The organism is Flavobacterium sp. J372 (genome assembly GCF_024699965.1).
Taxonomy (GTDB): domain Bacteria; phylum Bacteroidota; class Bacteroidia; order Flavobacteriales; family Flavobacteriaceae; genus Flavobacterium.
Genome location: NZ_JAJOMZ010000004.1, coordinates 231550 through 256490, shown reverse-complemented (window position 1 = coordinate 256490; position 24941 = coordinate 231550). Strand labels below are relative to the sequence as shown.

Sequence of the window (24941 nt, the reverse complement as noted above, 5' to 3'; positions counted from 1 at the left end):
AAGCAAATGTACATTTTAAAAATAAATTCCATAAAAAAACTGCCCGAAAGCAGTTTTACTGAAACAAGAAAAAATTAATTTCTTGTAAATGTTTCAACCCAATATTCGGTAGTTCCGTTTACTGCTTCTGCCTGGCGCAGCCTGAGGGTAGTAGATGTAACCGATTCTATTTCATACGTATTGGCACTTGATCCTGTGCCAAATGTTATAAAATTATTATTGACTGAATAGGTGGATGTGTTTGAAATTTCCTGGCAATTTTCTTCGCTATATTCATTAATCCTGTAGCTGTTGTCTGTTCCGAGGACAATATTGTCTTTTGAACAGCCGGCGGTGTGCAATGTATAGTTTACCAGAAAATCTTCACCTGCAATTGACTGGCCTTGTTGCGAATAATACCATTTGCCTGTAATGGGTGGCTGCGCTGCAATTGTGCGCTCGGTACTGTCGTCACTGCAAGATGCAAGCACCGCAGCAAATAACAGACATAGATATAATTTTATTTTTTTCATGTCAATTTAAGTATTTCTGCAAACTTAAAATATTTATTGAACAGGCCATAAAAAAAGCTGCCCGAAAGCAGCTTTTTACTCAAAAAACACAAACAATTATTGTTGTCTTGTGTAAGTTTGTACTTCATAGTACGTTTGGCCCTCCATAGTTTGAGCCTGACGTATTCTCATTGTGTTTTCAGTTACTGATTCAATCTCCCATGTATCAGCACTTGCTCCTGTTCCGAAAGTAATGCTGCTGTTACCCATTGTATATGTTGAAGATAAAACCTCTTCTTCTGTACAACCTGTTGCAGCAGTTTCATACTCATATTCTTTGTAGCTGTTATCAGTACCTAATACCATGTTGTCTTTCTCACAGCCTTGTGTATGGAAAGGATAGTTGGTAAATCCTACATCCTGACCCATAAAGTTTGTACCTTGCTGAGCATAGTACCATTTTCCTGTGATTGATGCTTGTTGTGCAGGAGCATCACCATCATCGTCGCTACATGATGTAAATGCAAAACCTGCAACCATCAATCCGCAAAGGAGTAACCTGAATTTTTCATTTCGTAAATAAGTTTAAAATTGTTGTTGGTTTTGCAAACACAGAAGAATAAATTAATTAAACAACAAAAAAATTTAAGAATAATGCAACAATTTAGTATTTGTAGCGATAATATTAATTTGTGTGTTCATTTTCAATGAGTTGCAAATTTAAGATTGAGAGAATATTTAAAACAGTATTTTAGCCCTATGAAAATTAAAGAAATAATTTCACATCTTGAAGCCATGGCGCCGCTGGCTTACGCTGAAGATTTTGATAATGTTGGGCTGCTTGCTGGCAACGCAGAAGCTGAAGCAACAGGGGTGCTTGTATGCCATGACGCGCTTGAAACTGTTATTGATGAGGCTATTGCCAAAAAGTGTAATATGGTAGTATGTTTTCATCCTATATTGTTTTCCGGACTAAAGAAAATTACAGGCAAAACTTATGTAGAGTGGTCTGTAATCAAAGCTATTAAGAACGACATTGCCATATATGCGGTGCACACAGCCCTTGATAATCATAAAGAGGGTGTGAATAAGATAATGTGTAATGCGCTGGGGCTTAACAATACTAAAGTCCTAGTGCCAAAAGATAACTTCATTACAAAACTGGTGACTTACACCATTCCCGAAAATGCTGTAAAATTACGCAATGCCTTATTTGATGCAGGTGCCGGACAGATTGGAAATTATGAAAATTGCAGCTTTAATTCGCAGGGTATAGGTACATACCAGGGCAATGCCGGCAGTGACCCTGTAATGGGTAATGTGGGTGAATTTGTTGAAGCGAAAGAGGTTAAAATTGAAGTTACTTTTGAAAAGCACCTTGAGGGCAAAATCCTGAAAGCGCTATTTCAAAACCATATTTATGAGGAAGTTGCCTATGAGTTATACGGCCTGAAAAACAGTCATCAAAATATTGGCCTGGGTATGACAGGTGAGTTTGAAGTGCCTATGGATGAGATGCAATTTCTTGGCCTTGTAAGGGACAAAATGCAAACAGGCGGCATAAGGCACACGGCTTTTACCGGCAAAAAAATTAAAAAAGTGGCCGTGCTTGGCGGTTCGGGCGCTTTTGCAATAAAAAATGCAATTGCATCAGGCGCAGATGCTTATCTCACTGCCGACCTGAAATATCATAATTTTTATGAAGCGGAGGGAAAGTTGCTTCTGGCGGATATAGGGCATTATGAATCAGAACGTTATACAAAAAATTATATAGTTGATTATCTTACGAAAAAAATGCCTAATTTTGCAATCATTTTATCGGAAGAAAATACAAATCCAGTTAAGTACTTTTAAATTATGGCGAATACCAAGGAATTAAGTGTGGAAGAGAAGCTAAGGGCACTTTATGATTTACAGTTAATCGATACAAGGATTGACGAAATACGCAATGTAAGGGGCGAACTGCCGCTTGAAGTGGAGGATCTTGAAGATGAAGTTGCCGGGCTTACCACAAGGCTTGAAAAGCTGAAGGCTGACCTTGAGACCATCAATGACCAGATACGCGACAAAAAGAGCGCTATTGAAGAGCACCAGGCCGCTATTAAAAAGTATACTGAGCAACAGAAAAATGTTCGCAATAACCGGGAATTCAACTCACTAAGCAAAGAAATTGAATTCCAGGAACTTGAGATACAGCTTGCAGAAAAGCACATCAAAGAGATGAAAGCTTCTATTGAGCATAAGAAAGAAGTTATCGCGCAAAGCGAAGAAAAACTTGAGGCTAAGTCAACCCATCTTGGCCACAAAAAATCTGAGCTGGATGCTATTATGGCTGAAACTCAGAAAGAAGAGCAGTTCCTTATAGCTAAATCTGAAGAGTTCGCTTCGCAGATAGAAGACAGGCTTATTGCGGCTTACAAGCGCATCCGTGGCAGCGTGCGTAACGGCCTTGCGGTAGTTTCTATTGAAAGGGGAGCTTCAGCAGGATCGTTCTTCACCATCCCGCCTCAAACACAAATGGAAATTGCTTCACGCAAAAAGATCATTACTGATGAGCATAGCGGAAGGATTCTTGTAGACAGCTCGCTTGCTGAAGAAGAAAGAGAGAAAATGGAACAGATGTTCGCTAACATATAATGCACTATCCCGCTTCGGCGGGATTTTTTTATACATGCCCAAATTCCTTTCCACCCTAATAAAACGCAGCCTTGGCGCTTATATAAACCTATTGGGTTACATAAGCCCTGAAAGAGCTACAAAAATGGCATATAAGTTCTTTAGTGAACCAAGGGATGGCAGGCTCTTAAAGGATGCGCTGCCGGAAGTATTGCAGCAGGCAGAAGCCGAAGTAATTTATGACGGTGATGCACATATTACACTATATAGATGGAAGGGTAACGCAACAACAGTATTACTTGTTCATGGATGGGAGAGCAACGCCTCACGCTGGGAACAGATGCTGGACTATCTTCGACCCACAGGCTGTACGGTAATGGCGCTTGACGCCCCTGCACACGGGCTTTCGTCAGGTACATCATTCAATATTCCGGGCTATGCTGATTTCGTAGATATCGTAGTACGCCGGTACACACCGCAATACCTTGTGGGGCATTCACTCGGCGGCGCTACATCACTTTATTATCAATCACGCCACCCATACAACAGCATAAAAAAGATGGTGATACTCGGTGCGCCGTGTGACCTTGACACCATCCTGCTCAATTACCGCACTATGCTGGGGTTAAATGAAAGGGTACGGCTGCTTATGGACACTCATTTCAAAACGCAGTTTAAAATTAACACTGAAGAATTTAGCTGCGGGCTTTTTGCAAAAGAACTGAAAACTGAAGGTTTACTGGTTCACGACTGTGATGATGAGATTGTTGCTTATGCCGAAGCTGAAAAGATTGCAGAGGCATGGCCGTCCGCAGAATTTATTACAACAAATGGGCTGGGGCACAGCCTGCATGATGCTGTTTTGTACAAGCAGATCATAGCATTTCTTTTTGATGCAAAAGCTGTAACTTTGCCGGATGGAAGAACTGAAACGCCTGAATAAATACATATCTGAAACCGGATTTTGCTCCCGCCGTGAGGCTGACAGGCTGATTGAAGAAGGCCGTGTTACCCTTAATGGCAAGGTGCCTGAAATGGGTACAAAAGTTGCCCCTGATGATATAGTGCGTGTTGATGGTGAATTGATCGGCGCCAAAGCCAATAAGCTGATTTACCTGGCATTTAATAAACCTGTAGGTATTGAATGCACTACAAATCCCGATGTGCGTAATAACATCGTTGATTACATTAATTACCCCACGCGCATATTCCCTGTAGGACGCCTTGATAAAGCCAGTGAAGGCCTTATTTTCATGACGAATGACGGCGACATAGTAAACAAGATACTTCGCGCGCGCAACAATCATGAGAAAGAATATATTGTTACGGTTAATAAGCCTATTACCGACCGGTTTATACAGCGGATGAGTAAAGGTGTACCGATTCTTGACACTATTACTCGTGAGTGTGAGGTAGAGCAGGTGAGCAAATATGTTTTCAGGATAATCCTAACACAAGGCTTAAACCGCCAGATACGCCGTATGTGTGAATATCTTGGCTACGAAGTAACTGCACTGAAACGTATCCGTATCATCAATATATCGCTTGATGTGCCAAAAGGGCGTTACCGCGAACTCACACCTGCAGAGATAAAGCAGCTTAATCAGCTGATTGAGCCGTCAAGCAAAACTGAGGAGGCGAGTTTGCCCCGAACAAGAAAATAGTCATAAGGCATAAGCCACAAATTTAGCTTCCTCATAATGCGCCCTAGACAAGCTCAGAATGACGGCTTTCCTCTGCTATCTGAGTCAGTCATGCTGAGCCTGTCCAAGCCTGGCAGTACACTTGACAGCTTAAATGAAATCTGTGGCAATCAGTCAAATCTGTTCAATCCTTGTTCCTTTAAATTCAAAAAATCCGCACCTTTTCAGGTAGCGGATTCTTCACATAAAAATTGGGTTAGTTAGGTTCTCCTAGTAGTAAGTAAAGCGCCTTACTTTTGCAATGTATTTTGCAAGGCGTATTACCTGGTGGCTGTAGCCGTACTCATTATCATACCACACATATAGTACGATGTTCTTTCCGTCAGAGCTCACAATCGTAGCGTTGCTGTCATAAATTGAAGGTTGTGCCGTACCTACGATATCGCTTGATACAAGCTCGTTGTTCATAGAGTACTTAATCTGCTCAACAAGTTCACCTTCAAGAGCATAACGCTTCATAATTTCGTTGATTTCCTCAACAGATGTAGGCTTTTCAACCTCAAGGTTAAGCACCACCAAAGATCCGTTTGGTACCGGTACCCTGATGGCATTGCTGGTAAGCTTGCCTGCAAGTGACGGTAAAGCTTTTGCTACTGCACTGCCGGCACCGGTTTCAGTAATAACCATGTTAAGGCCTGCAGCACGCCCGCGGCGGTATTTTTTATGCATATTATCAACCAGGTTCTGGTCGTTTGTATATGCATGAATCGTTTCAAGGTGGCCTTTTACAACACCAAGTGTATCTTCAACCGCTTTAAGAATAGGCGTGATAGCATTGGTTGTACAAGAAGCAGCCGAGTAAATGTCTACTTTCTCAGGATTGTGTTCTTCGTGGTTAACACCGTAAACAATATTCGGCACACCTTTACCGGGAGCAGTAAGCAGCACCTTCTCCACACCTTTAGAAGTAAGGTGGCGTTTCAGTGCTTCTTCAGTTGTGAAAGCGCCTGTATTATCTATAAGCAGGGCATTTTCAATACCATATTTTGTATAGTCAATATCTTCAGGCTGACTGGCAGTGATTATATGTACCGTAGTGCCATTTACAATAAGCGCATTATTCTCCGGGTCGGCAACAACGCTGCCCTGGAAATCACCATGTATAGAGTCATAACGCAGAAGTGAAGCACGTTTTTCAAGTAATGTGGCATCACTCTTATCACGAACTACAATAGCTCTTAGGCGCAGCTGTGTGCCTTTGCCTATCTTGCTCATCATTTCGCGGGCAAGAAGCCTTCCTATACGCCCAAAACCATAAAGCACAACATCTTTAGGCTGTATGTTTTTGCTTGCTTTTGCGCCTTTAAGCTTATCAATTACAAATGCTTTAGCATCGTTATACTTGTCATCTTCAAGGTGATACTCATAAGTAAGGCGGCCAATATCTATACGTGAAGGCGGTAAGTCAAGGCTTTCAATTGCCCTCGCAATCTCAACGGAGTCAAAAACATTGATAGGCTTCTGTACAAATTCGCCGGCATATTCATGCAGGTTCATAATGTCACTAACATTGCGGTCTATCAGCTGGTTACGGAAGAGTACCATTTCGATAGATTTTTCATACCATAGATCGCTTACGATCTTGATAAACTCAACTGCCGCGCGGCGCCTGTCGGCCTGGAAAGACAGCTCTTTTTCGTATAAAACGTTGTTGTTCATGAAGTGTAGTTGTTGTTTGACTGCTGCAAAAGTATAGATTTCAAACGTTTTCGTAAAATAAAAAGGCTACAACATGCAACGATTTGCGAAAAGTATACAAATCAGACATAAAAGCTTTTCACCTGAATGATAATCTTAAGTTAAGGCAGAAATTTTGGCAGAAATTTTAGCATTTGAATGATAATTTTATAATATAAAAACTTTAGCTATGAACACTTTATACAACAATAAGTTATTATATATTTTGCTGGTTGTTATACAGATAGCAAATGCACAAATAGACTATCAGGAAAACTTTTCCAATGGTGCCGTAGGCTGGACGGGTAGTGGTTTTGAAACAACATCTGTGGCAGATTGCTCAGGCAATGGCGCTATACGTGCGCGGGTCAACAAAAGTATTTCCCAAAATAAGACAATAACAGCTGTGTCTGCTCCGCTTGGGGTGAGTGACGGGAGCAATGCGCTGCTGCAATACAATATCAGGCTTTTAGCCTATGATGCTGCGGTACCACAGTATGCGCTCCCAAATACCGATTTTGGCCGCATAACACTTGAAACGGGTGTTAGCGCAAATGGGCCCTGGGCAATAATTGACAGGATAGATATATCAAACTATACACCTACAGCTGATTGCATACACAGGACAGCAAATGTGCAAGTACCCGAAGGCCAGCAGCTTTTCCTCAGATTTTCTGCCGTACCGGGAACAGCTTTTAATACTGACTACTATGTTTATGTTGATGAGATAAGTGCAGTGCAGGGGGTGTTAGCAGAAACCCTTTCAGGAAATACCCTGGCATCGGCATATATCAATCCGGGTGATAACTATCTGCATTTGGAATTTAATGCTCCTGTTGATGAATGGGCGATCTTTAATATGCAGGGCCAGCAGGTAACAGTACGAGATATAGACGGCAATGGTACGCGCCTTGATATTTCAGGACTTGCTTACGGAAATTATATGATAAAACTGCGCGCTGCCGACAGGATTGAAACACTGAATATCATGAAGCAATAAAACCTCTCTTGAACATGGCGCTTATGTTTAAAAAGTAAGGGCTGCCTCACTTTTGAGACAGCCCCTTTTTCAATTTATTCTTTTTCTCCTTTTTGTTCTTTCTTCCCCACCAGATAATGAAACCTGTAACAGGCAGCATACCGCAGATAAAACTGGCTATGAACGCAATTATTTTACCGGGAATGCCAAGTATGGCGCCCACGTGTACATCATAATTGGCCATAATCAATTTTTCGCCAAAGTTCCGCTCTTTGTGGTGCTCTGTATGGAGAAGTTTTCCGGAGTACTGGTCAAACTGCAAGTGATGGTATACATAATACAGCCCCGGATATTGCTGTACATACACATCGATAGCTGCTTTAGGGTCGGCGGGTTTGCCAATGCTTAGGCCTGCCGCATCATTAAAGTTTTTTACCGTATATGCATAAGCTTTTTCCAGCGCTACATCGGTATCACCTTTGGGCGCTTCAGATTTTTTAATAACTTCTACGGGTGGTGTTGTGCTTTGGGCGCCGGCGACATACACAATTGCCTTAAACCATGTAAAAGCCCAAACCATACCTGTAAAGGCTACAATTATGGCTATAAAAGAAATGTAAAAACCGAATATGTTGTGAATGTCATAATTCTTCCGGCGCCATTTTGTTGAATCTTTCCATATAAACCTGAAGCGCTGTTTCCTTGATGCTTTGTTTTTAGGCCACCACAATATAATGCCGGTAATAAGCATCACAACAAATATCAATGTGGCGTAACCAACAATTGGCTGGCCAATATCATCGGTGAGCAAAAGGCTCCAGTGCAGCATTTTCACTATGTTGAAAAAATCTTTTTCTTCGTTATAAATACCCAGGATTTTACCTGTATACGGATCTACATATATGTGGTAGTAGTAATCAATTTTATCAAAATACCAAATTGATTCAGTATTCTCATTTACCTTATAGCAATGAAATTCCACTGAGCGTGCAGGATCTTTATAAACATGTGCATCGCCCAGGTCAATCGTGTCACCAACTGCCGCGTGCATTTTATTCCAAATCTCGCTAACAGGCAATTTTTTCTCTTTTACATGAGGTACATAAATAGCGTCATGCCTTTGCCAGGTTATTATTTCCTGGCTAAATGCATAAATACACCCGGTTATTGACAACATTAAAACAATGAGCCCGGATGTAAGTCCGAGCCAAAGGTGGATCTTGCTGATCCAGTATTTTGATTTTTTCTTTTTCTTGTCTTTTACCATTCGGCAGGTGTATAAGTAAAGCATCTCCCCCGAAGAAAAGATGCTTATTTTAATGTTTAAAAATTATAGCTAAGGCTTGCAGCAAATGCCCTTAACCTTTGAGGGTTGATGGTTGACCACCCCTTATAATATTCTACATTACCTATGTTGTCAAGTTTCAGGGTAAGTGTGAAATCATTTATTGTGTAGAAAGCAGATGCATTGAAGACAGCATATTCAGGCAGGGTGAAAGAGCCTACGTTCCTGTTGAATATCTTATTCTCACTGGCGTAATTACCTCCAAAACCAAGGCCAAATCCGTTTAACGCACCCTGGCTAAACTTATAGCTTGTCCAGAAATTTAACAGGTTGCGTGGCCCTGAACTCTCCGGCCTGAAGCCTACGAAAGATGGGTCGCCCATAGATAGCTTACTGTCATTATAGCTGTACCCTGCAAGTATGCTCCATCCGTTTAGCGGTACTGCAATTATACTGGCTTCAAAACCTTTGCTGCGTTGTTTACCATCTTGCATGTTAGAAACTTCAACAGGGCCGTTGTAAAGCTGGTATACCATATCGCTTACCTCAATATTGTAGTAACTGAGGGTTGCTGTAAGCCTGTTGCTAAACAGGTCCAGTTTAGTGCCAATTTCAAATTGGTTGGCTTGTTCAGGCTTGAAAGTTCTTGGGGTTACCGCGCCTGCTGCATTCCTGTCTTCGCCCGGTGCAACATTTACAAAGCCATTCATATAGTTTGCAAATACGGCAACCTTATCAAGCACCGGCTGAAATATAATACCAAATTTTGGTGATAGCGCGGTTTGAAGGAAATCATCGCGATCAGTAACAACATTTCCTTTGTTTGAAAAACGGTCAATCCTTAAGCTTGCCATAACCGAAAGGTTATCGAATATATTAAACACATCCTGGGCATAGGCACTGAAAATTTCTTCTTTTGTTTTTAAAGGTGCTATTTGCCCGTCGGCTAGCAATGCGTCAGTTCCTGCCTGTGTAAGTATACCTGTATCATCTCCATACTGGCCCGCCTGTGTAATGCCCTGCCCGGTAATAAAATCTGTAAATTGCGAAAGGTTGCGGCCAACATATACGTAACCGTTAGGCACATACGGACTGCTGTTGTTTACAACGTTACGGTTGAAATAGTCAAAGCCTACAACAACCCTGTTCCTGAAATTGCCTATCCTGAAATCACCAATAAAGTTTTGCTGAATATCTGTACCATAAGTTTCAGAATTTTGCTTGCTCATATACCGGCCAAAAACAACACCTTCAGTTACTGTAGTGAATTGCGAAACTTCATACAGATAAGAGTAATATCCGTCAGATTTTGTTGAAGTTTTTGAAACTACTGTTTGCGATGTCCATTCAGGAGATATCTGGTAGTTCATCTGCGCCTGCAGGTTAAAGGTATTATTATCTATATACAGATCGTTACCTGTGTAAGAACGCTTGTGGTCATAGCCAAATTCATTTATATCATTAACCCTTAGCTCAATACCCCTGTCTAAGAAAAGCATTGTAGGGTTGGTGCTGCGTCCGTCAAAAAACTCTGTGTTTATAAAAAACGAAAGTTTGTCTGTAGCCTGGTAAGTTAGCGATGGTGCAATAAATAAAGACTTCCTGAAACCTGCATCCTGGTAGCTGTTTTCTGTGTGCTGGGCAGCGTTAAGCCTTACTGCCACCTTTTTTCGGCGCCAAGAGATGTATTTACATCTACTGCAAAGCGGTTAAGGCCATAAGTACCGCCTGAATAATTTATATTGCCACCGAAAGTGCTGAAAGGCCTTTTGGTGTTAACATTGATAAGGCCGCCATATGATATTAGGCTGCTGCCAAATAGCGTACCCGATGGGCCTTTTATAACTTCTATACTTTCAATATTAGCAGGGGTCCGGCGAGCCATTGGTAATAGCAGGAAGTCCATTTACCATTGTAGGCTGCACTGCAAATCCGCGAAGCGAATAATAGCCTGCACCATCGCTGCCACGACCTGTAGATTCCCAAAGCTTGTCAATACCGGGTGCATTTTTAAGTGCATCATCAAAGTTTGTAACAACCTGCTCTTTAAGGATTTCGGCTGTAATTGTATTATATACCTGCGGGTTTTCAATGTTTTTGAGAGGCATTTTTGAAACAACCTTACTGCTTTCCCGGGTATATTTAACTCTATTTGCTTCTATAACAACTTCGTCAAGGTCCTGGCGGTTTGCCGATAATGTAAAATCACGTTTTACCGATTCCCCCTCAGCTATTGTAATGATCTCTTCAACCGTAGTTATGCCTATCGAAGATATGCGTATAGTATAAGTGCCGGGTTTTACGTTTTTTAGTTCATATTGGCCACTTTCGTTTGATACTGTAGAATATACAGTGTTCTTTAATGCAACAGTAATATTTTCTGCAGCTGAATTATCACTAAGAATGATTGTACCGCTGATACTGCCCCTGCTTTGAGCCAGCATCATTACCGGTATAAGAAACAAAAGGCAAAACAACAGCTTTTTTGTAATGGTATCCATGTTGTATATTGGGTGTTTTATTAATCGGCGGCAAAGGTAGGCATGCATATTATATAAGTCAAACTATTTTTAATTATTCTAAATAAATTTATAAATCTTATCATTTGTTGTTGGTGTATATTCTTAATGAGAAAGCATAAAAAAGCCTCCATTAGGAGGCTTTGAAATATAATATGTAAAGAAATTAATGCTTGGTTGTAAAACCGTCATCGCTCAGTTCACGGTGCTCATAATCGGCAACCATTTCAGCCGCATAGTCAGTAGGTTCTTTTTTCGAAAACCTTCGGATAAGGCTGTCAAAGATAGAATATACTACCGGAACTATGATAAGGGTAAGAAACAGCGAGCTCACAAGCCCCCCGATAATTACCCAGGCAAGGCCATTGTTCATCTCTGCTGCACCGCCTTTGGCAAGTGCAATCGGAATCATACCAATAACCATTGCAATGGTTGTCATAAGGATAGGGCGCAAACGGGCATGGTTAGCTTGTACAAGCGCGTTAAATGTTGTTTCGCCTTCTTCTTTCCTGTGATTGGTAAAGTCAACAAGTAATATTGCATTTTTACATACAAGGCCGATAAGCATAATGATACCCAAGATGGTAAATATGTTAAGGGAATTGTTTGTTAATGCAAGTGCCAGTAACGCACCGATGAATGACAACGGAACCGAGAACAATACCACAAACGGATACACAAAGCTGTTATAAAGCGCCACCATTACAAGGTAAACCAGTACTATGGCAGCAAGCAAGGCAATACCCAATGTTCCGAAACCTTCGCCCTGCATCTCCATGTCACCACCCCATACATAGCTTACTCCTGCAGGTGTTTCTTTATTTAAGAAATTTGCCTGCCAGTCGGCAATTACAGAGCCCACAGGGCGCCCTACAGACTGGCCTTGTACTGTTACCGATGCACTCTTGTCACGCCTTTCAAGCAATGACGGACCAGAACCTTCAGTAATCGAAGCAAATTGAGACAGTTTTATTTCCTGGCCATTATTGTTTACAAACGTAAGGTTACGTACATCGTCTATATTCATACGGTTATATTCACCAAAACGAATGTTGATGTCATACTCATATTGCCCGGCACGGAATTTACCATCGGTATTACCGTTGAAAGCCGTTTGCATTGTTAAACCTACCATTTGCAGGTCTAAGCCAAGCGCCGACATCTTATCACGGTCAACCTGGACGTTTACTTCCGGAGATCCTGACTCTGATGTAAGCTTGATTTCTGTGGCACCTTCAATTTTGGCCAGTTCGGCAGCAGCTTTGTTTGCATATGCCATAGCACTTTCAAGATCATTGGCTGTTACGGTAAGTGCAATTGGCGCATCATCAGCACCACCCATAATACTTACCGGCACCGTTTTTATTTTAGTGCCCACCAAAACCTTTTCAAGTTCACGCTTGGTTTTTGCTGCGTACACAAACGAGTTGTCTGCACGCTTCTCTGCATCAACCAGTGTTACGGTAATTTCAGATTTGTAAGCAGTACCCTGTACACCGCCCGAAAAACCTTCGCTGGTCTGGCCCACGGTAGTAATAATACTTTTTACTGCCGGCTGTGCCGCAAGGAATTTTTCAGCTTTTTGGGTCATGAAGTTCGTCTGCTCAAGCGATGCATCTTTAGGCTGTTCCATCTGTACAATAAACTGGCCCCTATCAAGCTTAGCGAAGAATTCTCCACCTACAAACGTCCCTGCAACAAACAGTGATAAAACAAACAGTAATATAGCTACACCAAGACTTGCTAATTTAGTGCCCCGGCTTTTAAGCGACCATTTAAGGATATCTGTAACCCAGGCGGTGAATCGGTCAAGCCCACGCTCAAATCCAAGGATGATGCGGCCGAAAATTGATTTATTTGTAAGGTGTTCCAGCTTACCAAAGCGTGATGACAACCATGGAATAAGTGTAAATGATGATAATAGTGACAGCAAGGTGGCAATTACAACCACTACGCAGAATTGTGTAATGATGTTACTTACAAGGCCTGAACTCATAGCTATCGGGAGGAATACAACCACGATTACCAATGTAATGGCCGATACTGTAAACCCGATTTCGGCAGTACCGTCATAAGCGGCGCGAACACGGTTCTTACCCATTTCCATGTGTCGGTAAATATTTTCAAGCACCACAATTGCGTCATCCACAAGAATACCCACCACGAGTGACAGGCCAAGAAGGCTCATCAGGTTCAGGGTATATCCCATTAAATAGATACCGATGAATGTAGCAATAAGCGATGCAGGGATAGATATCATCACTATAAGCGCATTCCTTAAGCTGTGAAGGAAAAATAACATCACAAACGCCACAAGGAAGATAGCAATGAAAAGGTCGTGTATAACAGCGTCAGCAGCTACAAGCGTAAACTCTGAAGTATCGTTAGCTATCTCAAGCTTTAGACCTTCTTTGCTGTAATCCTTTTCTATTTTGGCAATGGCAGCATGCACATCCTCACTTACCTGTACCGCGTTGGCTTCGGTTTGTTTGGTTATCTGTATTGCAATAGCGCTGCCCTGATTAACACGCGCAATTTTGTCAGCTTCTTTTTGGCTGTCCTGCACATCGGCAATCTGCCCAAGGCGCACCTGAATGCCGTTTTTGTCTGACACTACAAGGTTACGCATTTCCTCAACCGTGCGGTATTTACCTGCAAGGCGCACAAGCATTGAGCTTTCACGCGTCTTTACACTACCGGTAGGGAAGTCTAAGTTACTGCCAAGAATTGCCTGTTGTATCTGCGGGATGCTCAGGCCATAACCTTTTAGCTTTTCTGCATCAAGGTTTACCTGTATCTCACGCTCCTGTCCACCCACAAGCGTTACCTGTGCCACACCCGGTACGCGGGCAAGTATTGGCTCTATCTTTTTATCAAGAAGGTCATAAAACTCAACTTCATCAATTTTTGAAGTGGCACCAAGTGTTATAACAGGGAGGTCACTTAAAGAGAATTTTACCAAAGCCGGTGGGTCTGCATCTTCAGGTAAATCTTTTTCAATTGCATTGATTTTACGTTGCGCATCGTTCAGTGAATAGTCAGCATCAGCTTCCGGCTCAAGGGTAACCATCACCACAGAAAGGCTTTCGTATGATTTTGACTCTACCTTCTTAACAAGCTCCAGAGACGACACCGCGTCTTCTATTTTTTTGGTAACGGTATTCTCTATCTCACCTGGCGACGCACCCGGATACACAGTAGAGATTGTTACCACATTCATCTCAAATTTAGGGATAAGCTCATAGCTAAGGTTGCTGTAGCTGAAGAGCCCTCCTAAAGTGAGGATAATGAACAACACTATAATAAGCGTTGGCCGTTTTATTGATATTTCTGCTAATTTCATTTTCTAAAGTTTAAGAGCCCCCCTAACCCCCCGAAGGGGGAACTGTTCCCCTTCGGGGGTTAGGGGGCTGACCTTATTATTTTATAACGCTCACTTTGGTGCCGTCCTGTAGGTTTATTTGTCCGCTGGTTACAACAACATCACCTTCTTTAAGTCCGCCCAGTATTTCTACCTCTTCGCCAAATATGCGGCCTGAAGTAACTTTTGTGAGTTTAACTGTATCACCGTTAACTACAAATATTTGGTTGTTGCCAACACCGCCTACAAAAGCGTTTCTTGGAACTGTTAGTACAGATGCACCGGCTTTTTCGCCTTTGCCAAATGTAGCGGTACCGTACATACCGGCTTTAATCTGATTATTGGTGTTGTTGGTTATCTCGATTTCTACCGGGAAGTTTAGTGATTCATCTGCTTTCGGTGCGATGAAAGTTATTTTACCATTGAATTCTTTATCCGGGAAAACACTTGCTTTTACAGGCACAATAGTTCCTGTTTTAAGAGAAGCAACCTGCTGCTCTGTAACTGTAACTTTCAGTTTAAGCGTTGATACATTAACCAGTTCAAACAATATTGTACCCGGAGATACCACAGAGCCCGGCTCTATGTTACGCTTATTCACGATACCGTTGATGCTTGATTTGATGCTTGCATCACCAAAGCTTAATCTTGCCTGGTCAAGCCTGGCTTTTGCATTAGCTACGCCAAGTTTCGCCTGGTCTACCTGCTGCTTTGTTACACCTCCTGTCTGGAAGGCATTTTCATAACGCTGCCTGTCGGCCACTGCAGTATTGTAAGCTGCCTGCGCATTGGTAAGCTCTACCGATAGCTGGTCGCCTTTTATAACTGCCAGGACCCTGGCCTTTTCTTACCACATCACCTTCATCTACAAGCACACGAACTACGCGCCCATTATTTTCAGCAGGAAATTCCAGTTGCTGTGAAGGCTCAAAGGTTCCGTTAGCCAGGTATTCCATGTTAGGAGTTTCATTCTTAACAACAGCTGTCCTTACTGCTACCGCACTGTTTTTTTTGCGATACGACTGCACTTTCAGCCTCATTTTTTTCCTTGTTTTGCATCAGTATAAAATAGCCGCCGGCCAGTACTGCAAGGATTACTACTATATATATTACTTTTTTCATGGTATGGGTTAGTTTACAAATGTTCTTAATTCGCCTTTTGCTTTCCTTAGCTGCACCTCGGCAAGCTTATAGTCAAGCAGGGCAGAGGTAAAATTATTTTGTGCCTGTATGTATGAGTTTTCTGCATCAAGAAGGTCGGTAAGCGTGGCAAGGCCCTGCTGGTAGTTGTTCTGTGTATTGTCAAGCACCTCTTGTGCAAGCGTTACATTCTCACGCTGGTTATTTATAGTGATGATGCTGTTTTGTATCTGAGTGCGTGCGTTCTCAAAAGCAAGGTCAAGCGCCAGTTTAGTGTCTTTCAGGTCTTCTTCAGTATTCTTCAGGTTTATATTTGCCTGGTTAACCCTGGCTTTAGTACCGAAACCGTTAAAGATAGGTATTGAAAGGTTAAGCGCTACAGATGAAAAGTCTGTCCAGTAAACACCATCAGCCGGTTTGGCAAACCACGGGAATTCTCTGCCTGTGCCAAAATAGTTGTAACCTGCTGTTAGTGAAAGAGTCGGATAATACTCTGCCACTACCGATTTGCGCTGTAGCCCTAATAATTCTTCCTGTTTTTTCAGCAATTGGTACTGTGTGCGTTGTGTAGTGTCCGGCACTTCATCAAGATTCATCGGTGTAACGTCAAAGTTTTCCTGCGCCAGTGTTATTGGTGTATTTATAGGCATACCCATGTAAAACTTCAGTGCATTTTCCTGCAGCTGCACTGCATTTATTATCTGTTGGCGCTGCGTGTTGATGTTGCTGAGGTTTACGTTCATGCGGTCAAGGTCAATTTTACGCGCAAGCCCGTTGTCAAACTGGCCCTTTATGATGTCGCGCACCTTGGTAGTGTTGGCATACGTACTGTCGAGCACGGCAAGCTGCTGGCGCTGTACAAATACCTGGTAGTAGTTGTTAGCCACGCGTTCTATAACATCTTCTTCGGTAAGCTGGGCGTTAATCCTGTAAAACTCACGGGTAGATCTTGCAGCCTTCAGGCCTGTAAATACTGCCTGGTCAAAGATTGCCTGATTAAGATTTACACCTGCTGTAGATGCCCATTTCTGGCCGAATGGTACAAGCGATATACCTGCATCTGCCGGCGCACCAGGCAGCGCACCTGCATCGAAAGCTGTAAGCTGCAGGATAGGGTTGTACGTAAGGTTTCCGTTTGCCGTGATCTGCGGAAGTGCACGAGCACGTATCTCGTCTATCTCATACTCGCCATTTTCAATAGAGAGTTTTGCTTTTCGCGCCTCAGCTTTATTCTCCAGCGCATAATTTATGGCATCCTTTAAGGTAAGCTGCTGCGTTTTTACTTGCTGTGCATGCAACATTCCTGTTGTGAGCACCAGTATAAGCGCAATAGCCAGCCTGTGTAATGAAATGCCTTTAAAAAGGTTGGTCTTCATATGATAACCGGTTTATTGATTGATGATTAATTTATAAATAGGGTCTGTAATATTATTTCCTTGCGCTCCTCGAGCAATTTTTCATAAGCTTCTTTGCTCATACCCATGGTTTCTTCAAGCAGCGGGCGCATTGACACAGGGAAAACCATAAGCGATACAAAATTGAGTACAAATTGTTCGGGTCTCATCTTTGCAACGTTGCCTTTTTCCATTTCAAGGGCAATCTCAAGGTAGAATTTGTCTAACACACGGCCCATGGTGTCCTTATCCTTAAAACAATTGCCCTGGTTTACCTGGGTAACCATATATATCTCGAGGTATGGGTACTTTTTAGCCTGCTCAAAATAGATATCGAGGTGGCGGCTTATTTTTTCCTTCAATGGCAAATCACTGAATACAATAGCCTCCGTTAGCTCATTCTCCTGTTTTTGTGCATTCTCAAACACAATATCAAAAAGGTTGTTGCGGGAGCGGAAATAATAATTTATTAACGTCCTGTTCACTCCGGCAGCATCGGCAATTTCCTGTGTGGTAGCATTGAAGCGGCCTTCGGCGAAAAAAACCTTCATCGCCGTATCCATAATCAGTTTTTCAGTTTCACTTAACGCTTTAGCTGACATTTTTGTTTAACTTTTTTGTTTGACATTTTTGTCAATGCAAATTTAATGCACTTTTGAATTTAGCAAATGTTAAGAATTTGTTAATTTCACTATTTCGTTTTCGAGGATTTTTAGCCCTTTTTTGCTAACAATCGCCCTCAGGTGATATTCGAGGTACTGTCTTGTTAAATCCTGTAGGTTATAAAGCGATTTCGGAAAGATGGAATCGTCTTTCGTTCCCGTGAGGCCCGTGAAATAGATCCTCGATATAAAATCGATATTTATATCGTCCCGATACGTACCGTCATCAACCCCCTTTTGAAGGTTTTCGATCATGCAGCCGTGCATCTTGCCAAATTGTGCTAATCGCAGCTGCGCAAAGATTTCAGGAAAAAACTTCTGCAATTGGTAAAATGGTGAAGCATCTTCATTGTGCAGGTTCTTCATCATGAAATTCCTGATCTGGAATATCTCTTCAACAGAATTAAGGCCCTGTTCCCTGATAGTGTCAATACCGCAGGATATGTTCTCAAACAAATTCATGGTGCTGGCTTCAACAAGTTCTGTTTTATTTGCAAAGTGCTGGTAAATTGTCTTTTTGATATGCCCAGTTCTGCGGCAATATCATCCATGGTTACACTCTTGAAGCCTAATGTGAGGAACATCTCGTTCGCTTTCTTTAAAATTATCTCTCTCATAATATCATTTTCGCGAAGCAAAAGTACACAGGAAACTTTTAATACGCAAAAAGTTTCCAAAGTTTTTACAAAAATGTCAAACCGATTTTTGTGTTTGTTAAAAATTGCCGAAACCAGTACCTTAGCAAAAAATACATACATGCAGCCAATAACGCACTACGGCGATATAATTTCTGATTACTTTAATAGCCACCACATTGTTAAAGAGCCTAAAAGCCTTTACGAACCAATAGATTACATTTTGTCTCTCGGTGGTAAGCGAATGCGCCCGGTGCTTACCCTTATGGCTGCCGATGCTTTTGGCGCAGATTGTAAAAAAGCGCTCCCGGCTGCTGTTGCCGTAGAGATGTTCCATAACTTCTCATTAGTGCATGATGATATTATGGACGATGCACCACTGCGCCGCGGAAACATTACCGTGCATGAAAAGTGGGATTTAAATACGGCTATTCTCTCCGGCGATGCTATGCTGATACTGGCTTACCGTTATTTTGAAGAATACGAGCCGGTTGTGTTCCGCTCACTGGCGAAGCTGTTCAGCAAAACGGCGCTTGAGGTATGTGAGGGCCAGCAATGGGATGTTGACTTTGAGAACCGCAATGATGTAACATTGCCGGAGTATCTTAAAATGATTGAATATAAAACGGCTGTTCTGGTTGCTGCGGCTTTGCAGATGGGGGCCATTGTAGCAGGTACAACGGGAGATAACTGCCGCCTGATTTATGAATTCGGGCTTAATCTTGGTGTCGCGTTCCAGCTTCAGGATGATTTGCTTGATGCTTTTGGCGACCCTGCAACATTTGGCAAGCAGGTGGGGGGCGATATTATCGAAAACAAGAAAACGTATCTATACCTACTGGCGTTGCAGAATGCAGGCGGTGAGCAGAAACAGCAATTGCAACACTATTTTACAACACATCCGGAAGATACTGCAACAAAAGTTGAAGCCGTTAAAGAGATATTTGTAGCGACCGGGGCTGATGAGGCTACTAAAAAAGCAATTAATGATTATACCCAACGCGCACTGGCAACGCTTGAGGAGATGGAAATGGCGGAACAGAATAAGGCTGTATTACAGGCATTTGCCCAAAAACTAATGGAGCGAAAAGTATGATATTTACACCTCCCCAAAATACCGACCTGCTGCTGAGCGAAGCCCAGAAAGAAAAATTGTATATGGAACTGGTACGGCAGCTTAATAAAGACTTTACGCTGGCAAACGAAGTGCTCGACATGCCTGCCGACATTGCACCTATTGAGCTGAAACTTGGCCTGCAGGACAGGATTTACAGGCTGATACAAGTAAAGTTTGCCGAGTATCTAAATCTGCTTTACATCATTGACGTGCCCGAAAAAGAAATAAAAGCACTGAACGGAGCCGACATTGCAGAATTGGCCGAGCAGGTTACTTTTTTGATCCTGAAAAGGGAATGGCAAAAGGTGTGGTTCAGGAACAGGTATTGAAAACAGTAACACAGATTTAACTGATTAGACTGATATCAACAGATTTCAACTACCTTTTTGACTGTTCAAATCTGCAAAATCTGTTTAATTTGTGTTCCCTTTCACAACCCTTCAGCAAAATCCATTTTAAACCCGGTTTATCCCAATATAAATACATATTTTACATGAAAGATTATTACAATTATTGTACTTTTGCGTAAAATTTTATAAAATCAAGGCCACAAACACTATACTATGGATAGGTTTTCCTTTTTAAACGCAGCCAATACGGCTTTCTTCGCAGATTTATACGATCAATACTTAATAAGCCCTGATAGTGTAGAGCCCAGCTGGAGGAGTTTTTTCCAGGGGTTCGACTTTGCCAATTCCGGCTACGGTGATGGTTTTGAAAGCACAGCCACCGCACAAAACGCACCTGCCCAGCCGGTGTCAGACTATTCAGGCCTTCCTGAAAAGCTGCAGAAAGAATTTAAGGTATTCAACCTGATTGAGGCCTACCGCACGCGTGGCCACCTTTTCACTAAAACAAACCCGGTGCGCGACCGCCGTATTTTCAAGCCAAGCCTGGCGTTGGAGAACTTTGGCCTAAGCGATGCCGACCTTGATACAACTTTTGATGCTGCTAAAGAAGTAGGCCTTGAGCCGACAACATTAAGACAGATTGTTGACCACCTGCGCATGGTGTATTGCCAGCACATCGGTATCGAGTACATGTACATCCGCGACCCGGAAGTGCGCAAATGGATTCAGAACCGCCTGAGTGTGAACCACAACCAGCCGGACTTTAGTGCTGAGCAGAAAAAGAATATACTTTCAAAATTGAATGAGGCAGTTTCTTTTGAGAACTTCCTTCATACAAAATACGTAGGGCAGAAACGTTTCTCGCTTGAAGGTGGCGAATCGCTTATCCCTGCGCTTGATGCGCTTGTAGAGGCCGCTGCCGAAAAAGGGGTGGAGCATTTCGTGATGGGTATGGCACACCGTGGCCGCCTTAACGTTCTTGCCAATACATTTGGTAAGTCAACATCAGACATCTTCTCTGAGTTTGACGGTAAAGATTATGACGACGATGCGCTTTTTGATGGTGACGTGAAATACCACCTTGGGCTTACAGCCGATAAGATTACGAAGTCGGGCAAAAAAATAAACATGAACCTGGCGCCAAACCCCTCTCACCTTGAGACTGTAGGTGCGGTAATTGAAGGTATTGCCCGCGCTAAGCAGGACAGGAATTTTCCTGATGATTTCTCGAAAGTCCTTCCTATCGCACTTCACGGTGATGCAGCTGTGGCAGGCCAGGGTATTGTGTACGAAATTGTACAGATGGCAAAGCTTGACGGTTACCGTACAGGCGGCACCATCCATATGGTGATAAACAACCAGGTTGGCTTTACTACAAACTACCTTGACGCACGTTCATCAACATATAGCACTGATATCGCAAAAGTGACATTGTCTCCTGTACTTCACGTAAATGCTGATGATGCCGAGGCAGTGGTACACGCTGTACTTTTTGCACTTGATTTCAGGATGCAGTTTGGCAGCGATGTATTCATTGACCTGTTGGGTTACCGTAAGTACGGCCACAACGAAGGTGATGAGCCGCGCTTTACACAGCCTAAGCTGTACAAGATAATCGCCAAACACAAAAACCCGCGCGACATTTATGCTGAAAAGCTTGTAGCGGCCGGTGTGATTGATGCTAACTATGTGGGTGGCCTTGAAAAAGAATATAAAGCGCTGCTTGAAGAGAACCTTGAAGCATCACGCAAAAAAGAGCTTACTATAATTACACCGTTCATGCAGAATGAATGGGAAGGTTTTGAGCAGGCGGATAGTGAAGAAATGCTAAAGAAAGTAAACACTGCTTTCTCAAAAGATATATTGACGGATGTTGCAGATGTTATCACCAACCTTCCTTCAGACAAGAAATTCATCAATAAGATACAAAAGCTCATCAACGACAGGAAGTCGATGTTTGAAAACGACAAGCTTGACTGGGCTATGGGCGAATTACTCGCTTACGGGTCGCTGCTTACCGAAGGGTATGATGTGCGTATCTCGGGCCAGGATGTTGAGCGCGGAACATTCTCTCACCGCCACGCTGTAGTGAAAGTAGAAGATTCTGAAGAAGAAGTGGTGTTGCTTAACATGCTTAAAGACCAAAAGGGTAAATTCTACATTTACAACTCATTGCTTTCAGAATATGCTGTTGTGGGCTTTGATTATGGTTACGCCCTTGCCAGCCCTAAAACGCTTACTATTTGGGAAGCCCAGTTTGGCGACTTCTCAAATGGCGCGCAGATAATGATAGACCAGTACATAAGCGCTGCTGAAGATAAGTGGAACAACCAGAACGGGCTTGTAATGCTGTTGCCACACGGCTACGAAGGCCAAGGGGCAGAACACTCATCGGGCCGTATGGAACGTTACCTGCAGCTTTGTGCCAACCATAACATGTATGTGGCCGACTGTACCACGCCGGCTAACTTCTTCCACTTGTTGAGGAGGCAGATGAAAACGAACTTCCGTAAGCCGCTTATCGTGTTTACTCCGAAGAGTTTATTACGCCATCCGGATGTGACTTCGACTGTAGATGAACTGGCAAACGGCAGTTTCCAGGAAGTGCTTGACGACCCGATCGCAGATCCGGCAAAAGTGAAGACACTGGTATTCTGTACCGGTAAGTTCTACTACGACCTGGTTGCCGAAAGAGCAAACCTGGGCCGTGAAGATGTTGCTTTTGTTAGAATAGAGCAGCTATTCCCGCTGCCTGTTGAGCAAATGAAAGAAGCTATCGCTAAATATAAAAATGCCGATGATTACGTTTGGGCACAGGAAGAGCCGCGTAACATGGGTGCATACGGCTACATGCTGATGAACTTTAATGAAGTGAAATTCCGCGTGGCATCGCTTAAAGCATATAGTGCACCGGCCGCCGGCAGCTACACCCGTTCTAAAAAACGCCATGCTGCAGCCATTGCCATGGTTTTTGACAAGAACTTATTTAATTAATTGTATTTTTGATTTTCAATAGAATAGCAACACCAATAAAATTATATTGACATGATTTTAGAAATGAAAGTGCCCTCGCCGGGAGAGTCAATCACCGAAGTTGAAATTGCAACATGGCTTGTAAAAGACGGGGACTATGTAGAAAAAGACCAGGCAATTGCCGAAGTTGATTCTGATAAAGCCACGCTTGAGCTTCCTGCTGAGGCTGCCGGTATCATTACCCTGAAAGCTGAAGAAGGCGACGCGGTAAAGGTAGGGCAGGTGGTTTGCCTTATTGATACAGGTGCTGCCAAGCCGGATGGCGCTGCTGCCCCTGCAAAAGAAGAGAAGGCAGAAGCCCCGAAAGCTGAAGAGAAAAAAGAAGAAGCTCCTAAGGCTGCTGAGCCTAAAAAGAGGAAGCGCCTAAAACATATGCTTCAGGCACACCATCGCCTGCGGCACGCAAAATACTTGACGAAAAAAACATCGACGCTGCAACTGTATCAGGTACAGGCAAGGGCGGCAGGATAACAAAAGACGATGCTGTAAACGCAGTACCGTCTATGGGTACGCCAACAGGCGGTAACCGTGGCAGCGAGCGCCAGAAACTTTCTATGCTTCGCCGTAAGGTTGCCGAGCGTTTGGTAGCTGCCAAAAATGAGACCGCTATGCTTACCACGTTTAACGAGGTGAACATGACGCCTATCAACAACATCCGTAATGAGTATAAAGATGCGTTTAAAGCGAAGCACGGCGGTGTGAGCCTTGGTTATATGTCTTTCTTTACGAAAGCCGTTACAAGGGCGCTACAGCTGTTCCCTGATGTTAACTCGATGATAGACGGCGACCATAAAGTATCTTATGATTTTGCTGATATCTCTATAGCTGTATCCGGGCCGAAAGGTTTAATGGTACCGGTTGTGAGGAATGCCGAGGCACTTTCTTTCCGTGGTATTGAGGCAGAGATCAAAAGGCTGGCTACACGTGCACGTGACGGACAGATCACTGTTGATGATATGACGGGCGGTACATTCACAATTACAAATGGCGGTGTATTCGGCAGTATGCTTTCAACGCCAATCATCAACCCACCGCAGTCAGGTATCCTGGGCATGCACAACATTATTGAGCGCCCAATCGCGGTAAACGGTAAGGTAGAGATACACCCTATGATGTACGTGGCGCTTTCTTATGACCACAGGATCATTGACGGGCGTGAGTCGGTTGGTTTCCTTGTAGCGGTTAAAGAAGGCCTTGAAAACCCTGCTGAACTGCTTATGGACAACAATCCTAAGAAAGCACTGGAGCTATAGTTTAAGTTTTATATATAAAGAAACCCGCTTATCTCTAAGCGGGTTTTTTATTAGGGTTTAGTGGTGGTTCTACAAATACGTGAACGATGACATCACCAGTACAATAATAAGCAGTATGGCGAAAATAATGTTGGTAGTTTTTTTCATATTGGATATGCTTTTTAATCTTAACAATTTTTTGGGCTAAAACCCTACTTCAAATATAGATTTTTAAAGTTATAGTTAATTAAAAAGTGGTTATTTTAACACTACTCAAATTCATCTTATTGCTTGACCATCTTAATAGTTTTTTCAGCATTGCCCGAATTTACCTTCATCATATAGATTCCATTTTGTAAATCCGCAATCTTTAATACAGCCGTTTCAGTATTAATTGTCTCGCTTTTCACAAGCTGCCCCGTCAGGTTGTATACTTCTACTTTATCAATTATTGTATTGTTTGAAATTGTAAAGATGTTCTGCGCAGGGTTAGGATAAGATTTTAGAGATTTGAATACGTTTTCAGTCGTTCCCAGAGTTACCGAAAACGTGATAATCCTAATATTTCCACAGTTATCATATATTGTTAATGTATGGCTTCCTTCGGGGACATTTTCAAACTCATTGCCCGATTGCTGCACACTATTATCAATACTGTACATGTATTCGCCTATTGGCCCTTGTACCGTTACAGTGTTTCCATTAATCATGATATTGAAACCCTCTAACATACTGTTTAACGACAGG

At 42.7% G+C, this 24941-nt stretch carries 23 protein-coding genes and 1 pseudogene; 9 read left to right on the top strand and 15 right to left on the bottom strand.

The window, feature by feature from the left end; translation table 11 throughout:
- Positions 1–74 precede the first annotated feature (74 nt).
- Positions 75–512 (bottom strand): hypothetical protein, encoded by a 438-nt coding sequence (locus tag LRS05_RS01570; protein ID WP_257866703.1) that lies wholly within the window; start codon positions 510–512, stop codon positions 75–77.
- Positions 513–608: 96 nt separating this feature from the next.
- A complete protein-coding gene (locus tag LRS05_RS01565; protein ID WP_257866702.1) occupies positions 609–1031 on the bottom strand; it encodes a hypothetical protein in 423 nt (140 codons plus the stop codon).
- A gap of 219 nt (positions 1032–1250) precedes the next feature.
- On the opposite strand from LRS05_RS01565, the gene LRS05_RS01560 reads away from it, so the two are divergent.
- Genes LRS05_RS01560 through rluF form a run of 4 tightly spaced genes read left to right on the top strand, consistent with a single transcriptional unit; the run spans position 1251 to position 4771 of the window.
- Positions 1251–2345 (top strand): Nif3-like dinuclear metal center hexameric protein, encoded by a 1095-nt coding sequence (locus LRS05_RS01560; RefSeq protein ID WP_257866701.1) that lies wholly within the window; start codon positions 1251–1253, stop codon positions 2343–2345.
- Between the two features lie 3 nt (positions 2346–2348).
- The gene (locus LRS05_RS01555) at positions 2349–3128 is read left to right on the top strand and encodes a zinc ribbon domain-containing protein (RefSeq protein ID WP_257866700.1); all 780 of its coding nucleotides are present in this window, start codon (positions 2349–2351) and stop codon (positions 3126–3128) included.
- 34 nt (positions 3129–3162) lie between these two features.
- Entirely contained in the window at positions 3163–4050 is an 888-nt protein-coding gene (locus tag LRS05_RS01550) for an alpha/beta hydrolase (protein WP_257866699.1), read from the top strand.
- Positions 4025–4771 carry a 23S rRNA pseudouridine(2604) synthase RluF gene (rluF, locus tag LRS05_RS01545; RefSeq protein WP_257866698.1) on the top strand — a complete coding sequence of 249 codons (747 nt, stop codon included), beginning with the start codon at positions 4025–4027 and terminating at the stop codon, positions 4769–4771. The genes LRS05_RS01550 and rluF overlap by 26 nt, the downstream gene beginning before the upstream one ends.
- A gap of 249 nt (positions 4772–5020) precedes the next feature.
- On the opposite strand, the gene LRS05_RS01540 is transcribed toward rluF, so the two are convergent.
- Complete coding sequence (locus LRS05_RS01540; RefSeq protein WP_257866697.1) at positions 5021–6469, bottom strand: glyceraldehyde-3-phosphate dehydrogenase; 1449 nt, start codon at positions 6467–6469, stop codon at positions 5021–5023.
- A 208-nt stretch (positions 6470–6677) separates the two neighbouring features.
- Here LRS05_RS01540 and LRS05_RS01535 point away from each other — a divergent pair, with 208 nt between their 5' ends.
- Positions 6678–7487, top strand: coding sequence for a T9SS type A sorting domain-containing protein (locus LRS05_RS01535; protein ID WP_257866696.1), 810 nt, complete (start codon positions 6678–6680; stop codon positions 7485–7487).
- 46 nt (positions 7488–7533) lie between these two features.
- On the opposite strand, the gene LRS05_RS01530 is transcribed toward LRS05_RS01535, so the two are convergent.
- The 11 genes from LRS05_RS01530 to LRS05_RS17180 form a co-directional block, all read right to left on the bottom strand.
- Positions 7534–8733 (bottom strand): PepSY domain-containing protein, encoded by a 1200-nt coding sequence (locus LRS05_RS01530; RefSeq protein ID WP_257866695.1) that lies wholly within the window; start codon positions 8731–8733, stop codon positions 7534–7536.
- A gap of 56 nt (positions 8734–8789) precedes the next feature.
- Complete coding sequence (locus LRS05_RS01525; RefSeq protein WP_257866694.1) at positions 8790–10415, bottom strand: TonB-dependent siderophore receptor; 1626 nt, start codon at positions 10413–10415, stop codon at positions 8790–8792.
- Positions 10406–10636, bottom strand: a complete 231-nt coding sequence (locus LRS05_RS01520) for a hypothetical protein (protein WP_257866693.1) — start codon at positions 10634–10636, stop codon at positions 10406–10408. Before LRS05_RS01520 ends, LRS05_RS01525 begins: the two co-directional genes overlap by 10 nt.
- On the bottom strand, positions 10614–11252 hold the full coding sequence (locus LRS05_RS01515) for a carboxypeptidase-like regulatory domain-containing protein (protein WP_257866692.1): 639 nt from the start codon (positions 11250–11252) through the stop codon (positions 10614–10616). The genes LRS05_RS01520 and LRS05_RS01515 overlap by 23 nt, the downstream gene beginning before the upstream one ends.
- A gap of 184 nt (positions 11253–11436) precedes the next feature.
- Entirely contained in the window at positions 11437–14613 is a 3177-nt protein-coding gene (locus LRS05_RS01510) for an efflux RND transporter permease subunit (protein WP_257866691.1), read from the bottom strand.
- Positions 14614–14689: 76 nt separating this feature from the next.
- On the bottom strand, positions 14690–15394 hold the full coding sequence (locus tag LRS05_RS01505; protein WP_308224806.1) for an efflux RND transporter periplasmic adaptor subunit: 705 nt from the start codon (positions 15392–15394) through the stop codon (positions 14690–14692).
- Entirely contained in the window at positions 15372–15671 is a 300-nt protein-coding gene (locus LRS05_RS17185) for a hypothetical protein (protein WP_308224804.1), read from the bottom strand. Before LRS05_RS17185 ends, LRS05_RS01505 begins: the two co-directional genes overlap by 23 nt.
- A gap of 90 nt (positions 15672–15761) precedes the next feature.
- Positions 15762–17147, bottom strand: a complete 1386-nt coding sequence (locus tag LRS05_RS01500) for a TolC family protein (protein WP_257866690.1) — start codon at positions 17145–17147, stop codon at positions 15762–15764.
- 26 nt (positions 17148–17173) lie between these two features.
- Positions 17174–17767: a TetR/AcrR family transcriptional regulator gene (locus LRS05_RS01495; protein WP_257866689.1), complete on the bottom strand. Its 594-nt coding sequence runs from the start codon at positions 17765–17767 to the stop codon at positions 17174–17176.
- 69 nt (positions 17768–17836) lie between these two features.
- Positions 17837–18289: a TetR/AcrR family transcriptional regulator gene (locus LRS05_RS01490; protein WP_308224802.1), complete on the bottom strand. Its 453-nt coding sequence runs from the start codon at positions 18287–18289 to the stop codon at positions 17837–17839.
- On the bottom strand, positions 18286–18444 hold the full coding sequence (locus tag LRS05_RS17180; protein ID WP_308224800.1) for a helix-turn-helix domain-containing protein: 159 nt from the start codon (positions 18442–18444) through the stop codon (positions 18286–18288). Before LRS05_RS17180 ends, LRS05_RS01490 begins: the two co-directional genes overlap by 4 nt.
- Before the next feature lie 139 nt (positions 18445–18583).
- On the opposite strand from LRS05_RS17180, the gene LRS05_RS01485 reads away from it, so the two are divergent.
- From LRS05_RS01485 to odhB, 4 genes and pseudogenes are all read left to right on the top strand, one after another.
- A complete protein-coding gene (locus LRS05_RS01485) occupies positions 18584–19558 on the top strand; it encodes a polyprenyl synthetase family protein (protein WP_257866688.1) in 975 nt (324 codons plus the stop codon).
- A complete protein-coding gene (locus LRS05_RS01480) occupies positions 19555–19908 on the top strand; it encodes a hypothetical protein (protein ID WP_257866687.1) in 354 nt (117 codons plus the stop codon). The genes LRS05_RS01485 and LRS05_RS01480 overlap by 4 nt, the downstream gene beginning before the upstream one ends.
- Before the next feature lie 234 nt (positions 19909–20142).
- Positions 20143–22923 carry a 2-oxoglutarate dehydrogenase E1 component gene (locus LRS05_RS01475; protein ID WP_257866686.1) on the top strand — a complete coding sequence of 927 codons (2781 nt, stop codon included), beginning with the start codon at positions 20143–20145 and terminating at the stop codon, positions 22921–22923.
- A gap of 51 nt (positions 22924–22974) precedes the next feature.
- A pseudogene (odhB, locus tag LRS05_RS01470) lies at positions 22975–24215 on the top strand (2-oxoglutarate dehydrogenase complex dihydrolipoyllysine-residue succinyltransferase).
- Positions 24216–24478: 263 nt separating this feature from the next.
- Here the strand turns inward: odhB and LRS05_RS01465 are convergent.
- A complete protein-coding gene (locus LRS05_RS01465) occupies positions 24479–24925 on the bottom strand; it encodes a T9SS type A sorting domain-containing protein (protein ID WP_257866685.1) in 447 nt (148 codons plus the stop codon).
- Between the last annotated feature and the right edge of the window lie 16 nt (positions 24926–24941).

Excerpts from the sequence above, each read along its gene's own strand:
- LRS05_RS01570 (WP_257866703.1), bottom strand. The coding sequence starts at position 512 with ATGAAAAAAATAAAATTATATCTATGTCTGTTATTTGCTGCGGTGCTT.
- LRS05_RS01565 (WP_257866702.1), bottom strand. The coding sequence starts at position 1,031 with ATGGTTGCAGGTTTTGCATTTACATCATGTAGCGACGATGATGGTGAT.
- LRS05_RS01560 (WP_257866701.1), top strand. The coding sequence starts at position 1,251 with ATGAAAATTAAAGAAATAATTTCACATCTTGAAGCCATGGCGCCGCTG.
- LRS05_RS01555 (WP_257866700.1), top strand. The coding sequence starts at position 2,349 with ATGGCGAATACCAAGGAATTAAGTGTGGAAGAGAAGCTAAGGGCACTT.
- LRS05_RS01550 (WP_257866699.1), top strand. The coding sequence starts at position 3,163 with ATGCCCAAATTCCTTTCCACCCTAATAAAACGCAGCCTTGGCGCTTAT.
- rluF (WP_257866698.1), top strand. The coding sequence starts at position 4,025 with ATGGAAGAACTGAAACGCCTGAATAAATACATATCTGAAACCGGATTT.
- LRS05_RS01540 (WP_257866697.1), bottom strand. The coding sequence starts at position 6,469 with ATGAACAACAACGTTTTATACGAAAAAGAGCTGTCTTTCCAGGCCGAC.
- LRS05_RS01535 (WP_257866696.1), top strand. The coding sequence starts at position 6,678 with ATGAACACTTTATACAACAATAAGTTATTATATATTTTGCTGGTTGTT.
- LRS05_RS01530 (WP_257866695.1), bottom strand. The coding sequence starts at position 8,733 with ATGGTAAAAGACAAGAAAAAGAAAAAATCAAAATACTGGATCAGCAAG.
- LRS05_RS01520 (WP_257866693.1), bottom strand. The coding sequence starts at position 10,636 with ATGGCTCGCCGGACCCCTGCTAATATTGAAAGTATAGAAGTTATAAAA.
- LRS05_RS01515 (WP_257866692.1), bottom strand. The coding sequence starts at position 11,252 with ATGGATACCATTACAAAAAAGCTGTTGTTTTGCCTTTTGTTTCTTATA.
- LRS05_RS01510 (WP_257866691.1), bottom strand. The coding sequence starts at position 14,613 with ATGAAATTAGCAGAAATATCAATAAAACGGCCAACGCTTATTATAGTG.
- LRS05_RS17185 (WP_308224804.1), bottom strand. The coding sequence starts at position 15,671 with ATGAGGCTGAAAGTGCAGTCGTATCGCAAAAAAAACAGTGCGGTAGCA.
- LRS05_RS01500 (WP_257866690.1), bottom strand. The coding sequence starts at position 17,147 with ATGAAGACCAACCTTTTTAAAGGCATTTCATTACACAGGCTGGCTATT.
- LRS05_RS01495 (WP_257866689.1), bottom strand. The coding sequence starts at position 17,767 with ATGTCAGCTAAAGCGTTAAGTGAAACTGAAAAACTGATTATGGATACG.
- LRS05_RS01490 (WP_308224802.1), bottom strand. The coding sequence starts at position 18,289 with ATGAATTTGTTTGAGAACATATCCTGCGGTATTGACACTATCAGGGAA.
- LRS05_RS17180 (WP_308224800.1), bottom strand. The coding sequence starts at position 18,444 with ATGAGAGAGATAATTTTAAAGAAAGCGAACGAGATGTTCCTCACATTA.
- LRS05_RS01485 (WP_257866688.1), top strand. The coding sequence starts at position 18,584 with ATGCAGCCAATAACGCACTACGGCGATATAATTTCTGATTACTTTAAT.
- LRS05_RS01480 (WP_257866687.1), top strand. The coding sequence starts at position 19,555 with ATGATATTTACACCTCCCCAAAATACCGACCTGCTGCTGAGCGAAGCC.
- LRS05_RS01475 (WP_257866686.1), top strand. The coding sequence starts at position 20,143 with ATGGATAGGTTTTCCTTTTTAAACGCAGCCAATACGGCTTTCTTCGCA.
- LRS05_RS01465 (WP_257866685.1), bottom strand. The coding sequence starts at position 24,925 with ATGTTAGAGGGTTTCAATATCATGATTAATGGAAACACTGTAACGGTA.